The organism is Pseudoalteromonas sp. EB27, assembly GCF_001974875.1.
Taxonomy (GTDB): Bacteria; Pseudomonadota; Gammaproteobacteria; order Enterobacterales; family Alteromonadaceae; genus Pseudoalteromonas.
The window spans coordinates 1-13,509 of sequence record NZ_MTQD01000015.1; the positions used below are offsets into that span (position 1 = coordinate 1).

Genomic DNA, 13,509 nt, shown 5'->3' on the forward strand with positions numbered 1-13,509 from the left:
AAGTCTCTGAAGGGCCGTTGAAGACTACAACGTTGATAGGCAAGATGTGGAAGTGGTGTGAGCCATTAAGCTAACTTGTACTAATTACCCGTGAGGCTTAACCATACAACGCCAAACGCGTTTTATGTGATAGTGAAACAAGCGAAGAAGTTAATATGACTAAAGTAGATATTACTTAGAAAGACTTAAAAAATATTATCAGATATTTTCCAAATTCAGTTAGTGCGTAGCGATACGGATTAACGCCCAAATTTGCTTGGTGACAATAGCGTTTTGGACCCACCTGATTCCATGCCGAACTCAGTAGTGAAACGAAACAGCGCCGATGATAGTGTAGCATTTGCTATGTGAAAGTAGGACATTACCAGGCTTCAAATTGTAGAAAGCCCGATTCGAAAGAGTCGGGCTTTTTTACGTCTGCAGAAAAGTAAAATGCGCGTAATTAATAGACACTCACATCAACACCTATCACGTAGGGCGAGCGAAGCGACTTCCGACGCTAGAATCACACCAAAAGCCCTCAATATCTCTGCACGCCGATAAGTATGTAGCATTTGCTAGGTGACTTTTTACCGCTGTGGGAACCATGACATTAGCAGGCTTCAAATTGTAGAAAGCCCGATTCGAAATAGTCGGGCTTTTTTACGTCTGCAGAAAAGTGAAATACGCGCAATTAACACTCACATCAGCACCCACCACGTAGGGCGAGCGAGCGTAGTGACTCCTGACGCTAAAATCACATCGAGAATATCTACAGTGTTCTTATTTCACGAGCTGGGTTACCCGCTACTACAGTATTAGGCACTACATTTTTAGTAACCACAGCACCCGCACCCACAATACTATTTTCACCAATACTTACACCCGCTAAAATAATTACACCTGCGCCAACCCATACGTTATTGCCTAACGCGATAGGTGCTGCAAAGTTTTCTTTATTAAGCCTTTCTACTGGATTAGTAGCATGTGATACAGCTAAAAACTGAACGTTCGGGCCTATTAAGCAGTCATCACCAATGGTGATTGAGTTATTGGCTAATGGCGAGTCAAGAAGTGTGCAATTAATATTAATAAAAGTACGATCACCAATAACGATTTGATTACCGTAATCACAATGAAAACCTGATTCGATAATTACACCATCACCCGACTTTAAAAATAACTCTTTGATACGTTTTAAGTTGCCTTTACTTGGGCTCTTATTAAATAAACGGCAGGTTTCACCTGCTTGCTTTCGCTGTGCTAAGTATTCTTTACTGATACTGTTAAATGACTGCATTGTATTTATCTTTATAACTTAATTAGTTATAGCTTACCGTACTTTTAGTTTTATTATTATTATTAGAATAAAACTGTGTTTTTTTTGCTCGTTCACTTGCCATTTAGGTTGTTTCGTTTAAAATCGCATAACTTTCGAAACGAAACTTAATTCACGAGCTTTATGACTAAACGAAACACACAACAGCGTCGTCACAATATACTGGTTCAGGTTAATGAACTAGGTGAAGTAGTTGTTGAAAAGCTAGCTGAGCAGTTTCAAACATCAGAAGTAACCATTCGAAAAGATTTAACCTCGCTTGAAAAAAGTGGCTTATTACTTCGCCGCTACGGTGGTGCTATTGCACTACCTAAAGAAATTGTTAGCGATGAAGTAGATTCAAAGCGCAAAGTAGCAATAGCAAAAGCGGCAGCCTCACTTATAAACGATCATAATCGCATTATTATTGATAGCGGACGCACTACAGCAGCGATGATCCCTGAACTTGCCAATAAACGTGGGCTCGTTGTTATGACCAATGCGATTAAAGTCGCTAGTCGTTTATTAGCACTCGAGAACGAGCCAACACTTTTGATGACCGGTGGAACCTGGGATCCGCATTCTGAGTCGTTTCAGGGGCAAGTTGCCGAAAATGTATTATGCTCTTACGACTTCGATCAGCTCTTTATTGGTGCTGATGGTATAGATGTAAAACGTGGCACAACAACCTTTAATGAGTTAGTTGGTTTGAGCCAAGTAATGGCAGAAGCGGCTCGTGAAGTCATTGTAATGGTTGAATCAGATAAGATTGGCCGAAAAATACCAAATTTAGAATTACCGTGGAAAATAGTAACCACATTAATAACCGACAATGGCTTAGCAGACGATAAACGCAAAGCAATTGAGGCGTGTGGTGTAAAACTAATTTGCGCAGAGATTATACAGTAGCTACTGAGTAGCAAGTATTTAAAAAATTAATGGAGACACTATGTGTGGAATAGTTGGGGCAGTTGCAGAACGTCCAGTAAACAAAATTTTAGTTGAAGGCCTTAAGCGTCTTGAATACCGTGGTTACGACTCAGCAGGCGTAGCATTGCTTGATGGCAATACATTAAATACTGTTAAAGCAGTAGGTAAAGTGGTTAACGTAGAAGCTGCGCTAGAAAAAGCTGGCGTTAGTGGTCATACAGGCATTGCACACACACGCTGGGCAACACACGGTAGCGTTACAGAAGCAAATGCTCACCCACATGTATCAAACAACCAGTTAGCACTTGTGCACAACGGTATTATTGAAAACCACGCAAGCTTACGCGCATCGCTTAAAGAAGAGGGCTACGAGTTCCTATCTGAAACGGATACCGAAGTAATGGTGCACTTAATTCATAAGCTTCGTAAGCAACACGCAACGTTACTTGCAGCAGTACAAGCAGCTGTTAAGCAGTTTGAAGGTGCGTTTGGTACTGTTGTATTTGATAAAGCGAACGACAACGAAATCATTGTAGCGCGCTCAGGTAGCCCACTTGTTATTGGTTTAGGCCTTGGTGAAAACTTTATTGCCTCTGACCAACTTGCATTATTACCAGTTACTCGCAGCTTCATCTTTTTAGAAGAAGGCGACGTAGCACGTATTACACGTGACACAGTAGAAATTTTTGATGCAGACGGTAACGCAGTTGAGCGTGAAGTGATTGAATCAAACATTACGCAAGATGCATCAGGCAAAGGCGATTATCGTCACTACATGCTAAAAGAAATTTACGAGCAGCCACTTGCTGTACGTAATACTCTTGAAGGGCGTTTAAACGACGACCGTGTAGCAATTGATGCCTTTGGCGAAAGCGCTCAGCAAATATTTAAAGATGTAAAACATGTGCAAATTATTGCCTGTGGTACGTCTTACCATTCAGGTATGGTTGCACGTTACTGGCTTGAGCAATTTGCGGGTGTTAGCTGTAATGTAGAAATAGCTTCTGAATTTAGATACCGTCAGTCGTTTGTACATGAAAATAGCCTACTTGTTACTATTTCTCAATCGGGTGAAACTGCCGATACGCTAGCTGCGTTACGCCTAGCTAAAGAGCAAGGTTACATGGCTTCAATGACTATTTGTAACGTACCTGGTTCATCGCTTGTACGCGAATCAGACCTTGCCTTTATGACTAAAGCGGGCGCTGAAATTGGCGTAGCATCTACTAAAGCATTTACTACGCAGCTAGTTGGTTTGTTAATGCTTACTGCATCTATCGCACAAGAAAAAGGCCTTGATCAAAGTGCCATTGTAAATGCAATTAAAGTACTTCCAGCTAAGTTAGAAGAAACATTGCTACTAGCTGATGGTATTGCAGATCTTGCAGAAGAGTTTGCCGACAAGCATCACTCACTGTTTTTAGGTCGTGGTTCGCAATACCCAATTGCAATGGAAGGTGCGCTTAAACTTAAAGAGATTTCGTACATCCACGCAGAGGCTTACGCAGCGGGCGAGCTTAAGCATGGCCCACTAGCGCTTATTGATGCTGACATGCCAATTATTGTTGTCGCACCTAATAACGAATTGCTAGAAAAGCTTAAATCAAACGTAGAAGAAGTACGCGCACGTGGCGGCATTATTTACGTATTCGCAGATAAAGATTCACACTTTGAGTCAGACGACACAATGCGTGTAATCAACGTAAACCACACTGACGACATTATTGCGCCAATTGTTTACACACTGCCATTGCAGCTACTGTCATACTACGTAGCGGTAATTAAAGGCACTGACGTTGACCAACCACGTAACCTAGCTAAATCGGTTACTGTTGAGTAAAATCAATATGTTAAAGTTTATTGGCTAAAGTTAAAAAGGTGCATTATGCACCTTTTTTTGTGCCTGAAACTCTGTTAACTTAAGTAAGTTATTATTCTCTAAGGGATTAGTTATGCGCGTATTTACCGTCCTGTGTTTTGTTAGTTTTGTTAGTTTTTGTATTTTTAGTTCACAAAGCGTTCTTGCACAATCTGACACTAAACAACAAAGTGCTGATTACTCTGTGCACACACATACATTTAAATCAGCTGTTTTAAACGAAGAACGTACAATTGTCATTCAGTTACCTAAGAGTTATCAAGCTAACCCAAACAAAGTTTATCCGGTCATTTATCGCTTAGATGGCGCTGGTAATATACCGCTTGCCAGTGCTGTTATTGAGCGATTACAAAATGATAATCGTGCGCCAGAGGTTATTATTGTCGCTATTGAAAGCACTAATCGACTCAGAGATTTCTATCCTACAGTGAATAAAGAGCCACAAGGCCCGGTAGGTGAAGGGGGCGGCGCGGCAAAGTTTTTGACGTTCTTTGAGCAAGAGCTCATTCCTTTAGTTAATAAGAATTATCGTACGCATAATTATAAAGTGATTGCTGGCGCATCTGCGGGTGGTGTATTTACGCTATATGCGTTGCAGGCAAATCCTGAGTTATTCCAAGCGCATATTGCGTATAGCCCAGCGGTTTGGTGGAACTATGGCGCATCGGTAAAAAGTACAAAATCGTTTATAGCTAAAACGAAAAAGCTTAACAGTTACGTTTACATCAATATCGGCGAAGAAGCTGGCATAATGCGCGAAAGGTACGATGAATTGCAGCAAGCTATGCAATCGTATAAAGTGCGAGAGCTACGCTTCTTTAGTGATGCGTTTGATGGTGTCTCGCATAACCTGACTTCGGTTGCTGGTTCATTTAATGCTTATCACAACTTATTTTTGCCTAAACAAATGCCCATAAGTGATTTAACTGACGATGTAGCCTCTATTGATGCTTATTATCAAAACTTATCTCAACAATGGGGCGAGCAGATTGCGCCACCGGATCGCGCTGTTAGATCACTCGGTTATAACTTAACGGGCAGCAAGCAATTTGCCCGTGCTATTGAGGTGTTTAAGTATAATATAAAAAACCACCCAAAATCAGTCGATGCGTTTTCAGCCTTATCTTATGGCTATGAAATGCAAGGCAATACTCGTCAAGCGCTTGAACAGATGGAATCTGCTTTAGCGATTGCAGACGACTCATATCCTTATATAAATTACTTAAAAGAAACAAAAGCTAGATTGCAAGCAGAGCTGAGTAAGAGCTAATAATATTGTCAACTTAGTTGCTGGCTTTTTATGAAAGCCTCTTTAGGTGTGAAGCTCCTTCGGTGATACTTAAATTTCCTCGTAACTAGCAGCTTAAATCGCGCAGTTGTTACCTATAAAAAACATTTAAATCACTAACCCCTACTTAATAAGCGCTAAATACGCTAAAATTGCAGGCTACTTTTTTAGCAATAAGCCCATAACTTTTATGACCTCAGCCACAAGCCCTAGCACGTTTACCGAACTTGGCCTTATTCCAGAGCTATTAGCTCGTTTAACCGATTTGGAATATACCCAGCCTACGCCAATTCAAGCTAAGGCTATACCTTGTGTGCTTGCGGGCAGTGATTTAATTGCGGGGGCGAATACTGGCTCAGGTAAAACAGCTACATTTGCTTTGCCTATGCTACAAAAGCTATTTTTAGAGCTGGGCTCTAAAAAAACAGCGAGCAAAGGTAACTTTGTAACGGGGCTTATTTTGGTACCTACCCGTGAGCTTGCTACGCAAGTGGCCGATAGTGTTAAATCGTACTCTGCAAACTTTAATGGCGCGATTAAAACAGTAGCTGTGTTTGGTGGTGTATCGGTTAATACACAAATGCAGGCTCTTCGTGGCGGTGCTGATATTATAGTGGCAACACCAGGACGTTTACTCGATTTAATCTCAAGCAATGCTATTAAGCTCGATAAACTAAATACGCTTGTGCTTGATGAAGCCGACCGCATGCTAAGCCTTGGTTTTACTGAAGAGCTTGCTGAGCTTTTAGCGTTAATGCCTGCTAAAAAACAAACCATGTTGTTTTCAGCAACTTTCCCTGAGCAAGTTAAGCTATTAACGCAAGAGCTTTTAAACGACCCAGTTGAAATACAAGTACAAAACAAAGATGAAAGCACCTTAGTACAGCGTGTTTTTACCGTAAACAAAGGTGAAAAAACCACAGTTTTAGCACATTTAATTAAAACGCATAAATGGCGCCAAGCGCTGATTTTTGTGAACGCGAAAAAAGACTGTGAGCATTTAGCTAGTAAACTTGAAAAGCGCGGTGTTAATGCACAAGTTTTCCATGGCGATAAAGGCCAAAGTGAGCGTACTCGCGTAATAGAAAAATTTAAAGCGGGCGAAATCGAAGTACTTATCGCAACCGATATTGCTGCACGTGGTTTAGATATTGAGAAGCTGCCAGTGGTAATAAACTTTAACCTACCACGCAGCCCTTCTGATTATATGCACCGTATTGGCCGAAGCGGCCGTGCTGGTGAAGTTGGTTTAGCGTTATCGTTAATTGATTATGAAGATTTACATCACTTTAAAATTATCGAGAAGAAAAACAAACTACGCTTAGAGCGTGAAGAGGTTACAGGCTTTGCTGTAAACCAAGCTAACCTTGATGCTGCACAGGCGCTTAAAAATGAAAAGCCAATGGCAAAACCAGAAGGCACAGGCAAGAAAAAGAAAAAAAATAAAGCCGATGATATAGATGATGTAGATGATGTATGGAGTGGCTGGCGCCGTAAGTAACAATAGAGCTAAATAAATAGCTGTAAAAAACCCGTAATTAGTAAACCTAATTACGGGTTTTTTACTTTGTGGGTTTAACTTAAAGCGCTAGTTTTAAATTAATGCTCGTGATCATCTTCCTCTTGCGCAATACCCAGCCAAGTAATTGCACTTGGGGCAAAAGTAAGCTCAACCTCACTTTCAATTTCTAAGTCTTCAAGGTGTACTTGCACAACGTGCTGAGCAATAGGGTCCGCTACATAAGCAAACTGACCATTTTGCGCCACTGTCATGCTAAAGCTCATGCCCTCTGGCATAGTTGATACATCTTGCTCGGTAATATCAACTTGGCCTTCAAGCTCCCAGTGCATTTCGTCATCATGGTCGTGTGCGCTAAATACATTTAAAAAGCCTAAGCTGTCTAATATTAAAAAGTGCTCGCCATGGGCAGAAAAAGAGTACGACACAGCACTTGCGCCATCGGCTAGTTGCCATTCTAGTTCTTCCATTTGCGCTGTTGCTGGGTTAATAGTTACAATTACGGCTTCGCCGCCACCATGGCCAGACGCTACGCCAATAAAGGTCTCGCTATCTTCGTGGCCATAAATACTACCAATGCGTAAATCGCCAACGGCTGCAATGTTCGCTATTTTTTCAGCTTCGTATTCATCATCTTGCTGGTGGGCTAATAACACACCATCGCTACAGCCAAATACTACATAATCGTGGTTTTGTGCTGCACCGTGTAAATCAGGGCACGTAACTTCTAAGGTTTGTTCAAGCTCGTATTCACCATCATGAAAATGATAAACACCTACTTGGTCTGGCAGTACTTTAGCAACCGATGTGCTTTCGCTGTCATCACGGCGAAGTGTTGATAATAAATGCTCACCGCGAGGCTCTGCTACGCCGTGCATATTAATATCGTAGCTAATACTCGGTAGCGTTGCTGTTGCGCTTGTTATGTCGTTATCTGTTAATACTTCAACAGAGGCAACTGTGCCTGAGTCTGCATCACCATCATAAAAAACAGCTAATTGGCCGTCGTGTTTTATAAGGTGAGTAGGGCGACTGCCACTTGTTAACTCATAGCTACTAGCCGCTGGGCTTTGCTCGTAGTCGTGTAAATGCTCGCCATGGTCTTCACGCCATAAACCACCATCAATAAAGCCTAAGTAATCTTGTGCGCGGCTTGCAATGACGGCATAACGAAAATCAGGTGATGACGACAGTGTGTTTGAATCATTCGTAAGGGTAAATGTTTCAAGTAAAGCGTTGTCATCTAGGTCATAAAAGCTGGCTTCGTTGCTATCGCCTGCCAGTACAGCTAATCTGCCTAATGAATCAATTGTGTAGCCATCATCATGGTCGTGATCATCATCGTCATGATCGTGCTCGTCTTCTACAACAATAGGATCTTTTTCTACAATATTGGTCTCTGCATCGCCACAGGCTGTAATAAATGTAGTGCTAATAGCCAGTGCAATAAGCTTTAATTTGTATAGTTTTTTCATGTTTATTTCCTTTAATTATAATTTTTTAATGCTTAAAAATAACCGCGAATGCCTAGCGCAAAGCTACGCCCTGGACGTGGTGCTATATCTTTTACAAATGAGCTGTGCACGCGTGCTTCTGTATCTGTTAAGTTGGTTCCTCGTAGGTACACAGACATATCTTGGTTTAATACTGAAAGGTCGTAAGAGATGCTTGCATCAACCAATGTGTAACCGTCTGTTGCTGTTTCTTGTGGGGCTGTGCGGTCTTGCTTTTGATAGCGAGTAACGTGAATATGCGCACTTAGTTTATCTGTTTGGTAGCTTAGTTCGCTGCCAAAACGAAGCGGTGGAGTACGGGGTAAATCGCCGCCGTCTTTTAGGCGTGTACGAACGTAATCTGAGAATAAATCTACTTTAAATTCATCTGTTAACTGCCACGCAATTTGCGCTTCAAAACCATGTAAAATTACATCGTCTGTTTTAAATAAATAAACAGGTAGCTCTGATGAATGATCGTGTTCGTCAGCGTCTTCTTCTTCATCGCCATGGTCGTGGCCACTTTCAGCGAATAAACCAGTATCTATTTGGTAATAGTAGTTATCTACTTGGTTGTAGAAGGCATTTAAAATAAAGCCAATATCACCTTGGGTTTTACGAAAAGTTAAATCGATATTATTGGCTGTTTCTAGGTCTATTGCTTGATCAGATAAACCTAAATGACCGTCTTCACCTAAATTAAATAGTGCGCCTACTTCGTAAGTGCCAGTGCCAATGTGCGGCCCAAACGATAACAACTCAGAAGCAGAAGGCGCACGTTCAGATCGCGACACAGAAAGGCCTAAATTATAGTTAGGTGTAAAATCCCACACTACGCCTGCCGATAAACTGATTGGTGTAAATTCATGCTCTACGTCAAATACACGAGTGGTTTCTGCGCTTTCTTCTTGGTCGTGATCATGCTCGTCGGCTTCTTGCGCTTCATCGTGTGCATGAGCGTCAATATTTGGCAGTAATACGTTGCCAGCTTCAATTGTTACACGCTCTATACGTCCACCTACTTGCACTAAAAAATCACCAAAGTGCCTTTCTTCCATCAGCGCTACAGCAAAGCTTTCGGTTTCTGATGGAGGAGTAAAGGCCTCTTCACCTTGCGCTTCAACATCGCTTTGTTTGTAATGAAAACTAATGCCGCCATTCCACTCGCTAAATTGGTTATGTAGTAGGTCTATACGTAATTCGTTTGTTTCGTTTTTAAAAGTAGTGCCTACTGCCCCACCCTCAATTTCAGCGTGTTCGTAGTCAGTGTGGCCAACACGCAGGTTTACTTTGTTTAGCCATTTATTATCTAGGTTGTACTCACCTAATAATTGCACTTTAGTTTGCTCTAAATCAGCAAATACGCTTTCTTCTTCGTCGCTATGTTCTTCCTCTTCTTCATCGCCGTGCGTATGGCCCGGAATACCGTATTGACGATTAAATTGCTCTACTGCTAAGCCAATGAAGCCGTTATCCATTAAATAGCTAGCGCCAACAGTAAAGCCGTCAGACTCTTCATTACTGTTTTCAACTTTGTAATCGCCACGATGCTCTTCGCCGTCGCTATCTATATCAGCAGCTACAGGTACCTCGTAGTCGTCGGCTTCACGCCAAAACGCATCGGCATAAAAAGCCACCGAGTCTGTACCTGTGGTGGCATTAAACGAGGCAACTTTTTGGTTATCAACCGAGTTATGTTCTACGTTCCACTCGCCGCGTGTTGTGCTGTCGGTTGGTACGCGGTTATCTACTACATTTACTACGCCACCAATGGCGCCACTGCCATAAAACAGTGTTGCAGGGCCGCGTAATACTTCAATTTGTTGTGCTGTAGACGCCTCTGATGCAACAGAGTGATCGGGGCCAACGCGCGACACATCACTGACATCAAGGCCATTTTGAGTAATAAGTACACGAGGGCCGCTTAAACCACGAATAATAGGTGTGCTGGCTACCTTCCCGTGAAAGTTAGTATTAACGCCTGGAAGTTTTTCAAGGCTGTCGCCAAGGGTTGCTGCTTGTTGTCGTCTTAGTTGTTCGCCAGATAAAACACTAACAGGCGACGCAGATTCCATTGCCGACATATGAATAGGGGTTGCTTCAATATCAATAACTTCAATAGGCGAGCGCTTTAAATTAAAAGTAACCGATTGGTTTTCATCATTCGTTATTGTTATATCGCGATGAAGGTGAGCATAACCAGGGGCTACAACATGTAGCTCTTTTAAGCCATTGTTTAGCTCTGCTATTACAAATTTACCGTTTTCATTGGTGGTTACTTTAAGGTCTGAGCCTTCAACTTCTACTGTTGCATTGGTAACTACTTTACCTTTGTTGTTTAAAACAACGCCCTCTATTGTGGATGCAAGCACACTTGCAGGTAATAAAGCTGCTATGAGAACAGCTAATTGTGATCTACGTTTCATTTGACTACCTTGGTGGATGTTATATTATATCAATTATGTGGGAAATGTTATAATGTATCAATAGCAATTAACTATTGTTACTTAAATGCCTTTTAAAACGTAAAGCCGTTGTTTAAAAAATTGATGAGTAGAGGAAGTAATGAAGTCGAGTCAAAGTGTTATGGATCGTATGGCGATTGGGTTATCGTTAATGTGTACAGTACATTGTTTTGCAACCCCGGTTATTTTAGCGCTATTGCCAAGCTTTGCTGTACTGCAAATAGATAGTGAACAATTTCATTTATGGATTCTTGCGGCGGTACTGCCAACAAGTTTATTGGCATTAAGCTTAGGCTGTAAAAAGCATAAGCGTTTACGTTATATGGCCTGCGGCGTTATTGGGTTAGCCTTTATGATATGTGCGGTATTGCTAGGGCATGAGGTTGCCGAAAAAGCGTTTACTTTAATTGGGTCGGCGTTTATTGCTGTAGCTCATTGGTTTAATTACCAACAATGCCTTAAACAAAATGACGATAACTGCCCGTGTTCAAGCGCTGAAACTGATCAGGCAGCTTAGCGTTATCAGTGCTACAAACAGCTAACATGTAGCACTGCCTTTCAATATTTAACTTTGTTTTTTAATAGCCTAAAGCTAAAAGTGAGTTAAAGTAGTCATTCAATATCGATTATTACGCTTGGCTTAGGTTAATTAATATAAATGAATACTGCTTTAAAATACTTGCTGTTACTCTGCGCTTTAATGTGTTTTAAATTAAGCGCAAATACCCCGTACCAGATCCCTAGAAGTAGTGTTATTGAGTTAACTGAGCCTGCTACTAAACGGGTATATCCTGTTTTTATTCAGCTCCCTAAGTCATATAAAAAGCAGCCTGAAAAAATATATCCGGTTATTTATTTAACCGATGCACCGTATACGTTTCCTATTGTGGCGGGTGCTACACGGTTTCCTATGAATAGCGGCAATATGCAGGAGGCTATTATTGTGGCCATTAGCTACGAAAAAGGATCTAGAGGGTCTAATAGTCGAATTAGAGACTACACCCCAAATAAGGCTCAAAGCTGGAAAAAGCAAACCGGTAACGCTCAAAATCATGCGCTGTTTTTAAAAAATACTGTGCTGCCATTTATACAAAGTAACTACCGAGCAAGTAGCACACAAAAAACCTATATAGGTAATTCTTTAGGCGGGTTATTTGGTGCCACTATTTTATTTACGATGCCCGATTTATTTAATAATTATATTATTGGCAGCCCATCGGTTTGGTTTAACAGCAATGCAGTATTAGCGCTACAAGCACATAAGCCTAAAGTGCCTACAAAGGTTTATATATCGGTAGGGGCAAAAGAAACGCCAAGCTTTGGTGAAGGGCAAAATATGGTGGCAGGGGCAAAGCTATTAACGCAAAAAATTAATGCACTTAGCAGTGACAATATTGAATTAAAAAGCGTTGTTATTGAAGGGGCGAGCCATGCAACCGCATTTCCTACTACAGCAATACAAGGGCTTGATTGGGTGTTGGGAATGACACCAATCGACTTAAATATTTAATCATTCTAGCGTGCTAAATAGAGCGCTAACAGCGTTATAAATTTCTCATGTAGAACAGCTATATGTCGATATTTATGCCTTGTTATCACGCTATTTATCTGTCGCTATAAATGCCTAATAACTTAACACGATTGGTGTAGCCAATAAGCCCTAAAAGGCATTAAAAGCTTAGGCGCTTTCAAGTTCCTTTTTCCAGCTTACCAGCACTTCAATAAACTCAGGGCCTATACCACAGCAGCCACCAATAATGCTTGCGCCCTGGCTGTGCCATTTTTTAGCAAAGTCTAGATATTCTGAAGGTGAAATATCGCGATACGCTTGTGAGCCTTCGTTGGCTTTGTAATCGCGTGCTATAGGTGTAAAGCCATTAGCAAACGCCCCTAAAACAACACTTTTATTTTGCTTGGCTAATACTGCGTTGGTATCGCTAAAGGCTTGCTCTATAACTTCAGGTATTGAACAGTTAAAGAAAATACCAGCAACATTTTGTTGAAGCAAAGCCGTTACTGCGTCACTTACCAGCTCACCAGAGCGAAGTGTCGCTTGCTCGCTTATCGCATCAGTTAAAGTAAATGCGTAATAACATGGCTTGTTTGAGCCTTTAAGGACGCTTGCCATAACGTGCGCTTCTTCAATACTCGATATAGTTTCGCCAATCCATAAATCTACGTGCTCGTCTTGCGCCTTGTATAGCGTATCTAAAATAGTAAATGCGCGTTCGCTTTCAAATAGTTCAGGGCGGTAAGAGCCAAACGCTGGTGGTAATGAACCTGCTACTAATACATTTTGTTTAGCATTTTGAGCTACTTCTTTTGCAATAACGGCAGCTTGCTGTGCAAGGGCTGCGCCTTGAGCTTGATATAGCTCTTCACCTAAATGAAAGGGCACACAGGCGTAGCTGTTAGCTGTAATTATTTCAGCACCGGCATCTATAAAACCTTGGTGTGCTTGGGTTACAAAATGCGGGGCTTCTATTAATGCTTGTGCGCTCCAAAGTGGCTGTGAAAACGGTGCGCCAATGCGCTTAAGTTCACGTCCCATGCCGCCATCTAAAATAGTTACTTTATTCATTGTGGGTTTCTGTATATCTAAACTATATGGCGCTATTCAAACATACTTTTTAAATAA

At 41.4% G+C, this 13,509-nt stretch carries 10 protein-coding genes and 2 rRNA genes; 8 read left to right on the forward strand and 4 right to left on the reverse strand.

Annotated elements, in window-relative coordinates; genetic code table 11:
- A 23S ribosomal RNA gene (locus BW142_RS16115) occupies positions 1 to 105 on the forward strand; the annotation flags it as partial.
- Between the two features lie 150 nt (positions 106 to 255).
- Positions 256 to 370 (forward strand): 5S ribosomal RNA (gene rrf / locus BW142_RS16120).
- Positions 371 to 751: 381 nt separating this feature from the next.
- Here rrf and BW142_RS16125 read toward each other — a convergent pair.
- A complete protein-coding gene (locus BW142_RS16125) occupies positions 752 to 1,279 on the reverse strand; it encodes a sugar O-acetyltransferase (RefSeq protein ID WP_076925515.1) in 528 nt (175 codons plus the stop codon).
- Positions 1,280 to 1,441: 162 nt separating this feature from the next.
- On the opposite strand from BW142_RS16125, the gene BW142_RS16130 reads away from it, so the two are divergent.
- The 4 genes from BW142_RS16130 to BW142_RS16145 all read left to right on the forward strand — a co-directional run bounded on the left by BW142_RS16130 (position 1,442) and on the right by BW142_RS16145 (position 6,895).
- The gene (locus BW142_RS16130) at positions 1,442 to 2,206 is read left to right on the forward strand and encodes a DeoR family transcriptional regulator (RefSeq protein WP_024597897.1); all 765 of its coding nucleotides are present in this window, start codon (positions 1,442 to 1,444) and stop codon (positions 2,204 to 2,206) included.
- 40 nt (positions 2,207 to 2,246) lie between these two features.
- Complete coding sequence (gene glmS / locus BW142_RS16135; RefSeq protein ID WP_076925516.1) at positions 2,247 to 4,067, forward strand: glutamine--fructose-6-phosphate transaminase (isomerizing); 1,821 nt, start codon at positions 2,247 to 2,249, stop codon at positions 4,065 to 4,067.
- Between the two features lie 112 nt (positions 4,068 to 4,179).
- Positions 4,180 to 5,376, forward strand: coding sequence for an alpha/beta hydrolase-fold protein (locus BW142_RS16140; protein ID WP_076925517.1), 1,197 nt, complete (start codon positions 4,180 to 4,182; stop codon positions 5,374 to 5,376).
- 208 nt (positions 5,377 to 5,584) lie between these two features.
- Complete coding sequence (locus BW142_RS16145; protein WP_076925518.1) at positions 5,585 to 6,895, forward strand: DEAD/DEAH box helicase; 1,311 nt, start codon at positions 5,585 to 5,587, stop codon at positions 6,893 to 6,895.
- A 98-nt stretch (positions 6,896 to 6,993) separates the two neighbouring features.
- Here BW142_RS16145 and BW142_RS16150 read toward each other — a convergent pair whose 3' ends face one another.
- Both BW142_RS16150 and BW142_RS16155 read right to left on the reverse strand, forming a co-directional pair.
- Entirely contained in the window at positions 6,994 to 8,388 is a 1,395-nt protein-coding gene (locus BW142_RS16150; RefSeq protein ID WP_076925519.1) for a 5-methyltetrahydrofolate--homocysteine methyltransferase, read from the reverse strand.
- Positions 8,389 to 8,420: 32 nt separating this feature from the next.
- The gene (locus tag BW142_RS16155) at positions 8,421 to 10,832 is read right to left on the reverse strand and encodes a TonB-dependent receptor (RefSeq protein WP_076925520.1); all 2,412 of its coding nucleotides are present in this window, start codon (positions 10,830 to 10,832) and stop codon (positions 8,421 to 8,423) included.
- Positions 10,833 to 10,971: 139 nt separating this feature from the next.
- On the opposite strand from BW142_RS16155, the gene BW142_RS16160 reads away from it, so the two are divergent.
- Complete coding sequence (locus tag BW142_RS16160) at positions 10,972 to 11,388, forward strand: MerC domain-containing protein (protein ID WP_076925521.1); 417 nt, start codon at positions 10,972 to 10,974, stop codon at positions 11,386 to 11,388.
- 141 nt (positions 11,389 to 11,529) lie between these two features.
- Positions 11,530 to 12,381: an alpha/beta hydrolase-fold protein gene (locus tag BW142_RS16165; RefSeq protein ID WP_024600656.1), complete on the forward strand. Its 852-nt coding sequence runs from the start codon at positions 11,530 to 11,532 to the stop codon at positions 12,379 to 12,381.
- Between the two features lie 168 nt (positions 12,382 to 12,549).
- Here the strand turns inward: BW142_RS16165 and BW142_RS16170 are convergent, their stop codons facing one another.
- Positions 12,550 to 13,452, reverse strand: a complete 903-nt coding sequence (locus tag BW142_RS16170; RefSeq protein ID WP_076925522.1) for a homocysteine S-methyltransferase family protein — start codon at positions 13,450 to 13,452, stop codon at positions 12,550 to 12,552.
- Between the last annotated feature and the right edge of the window lie 57 nt (positions 13,453 to 13,509).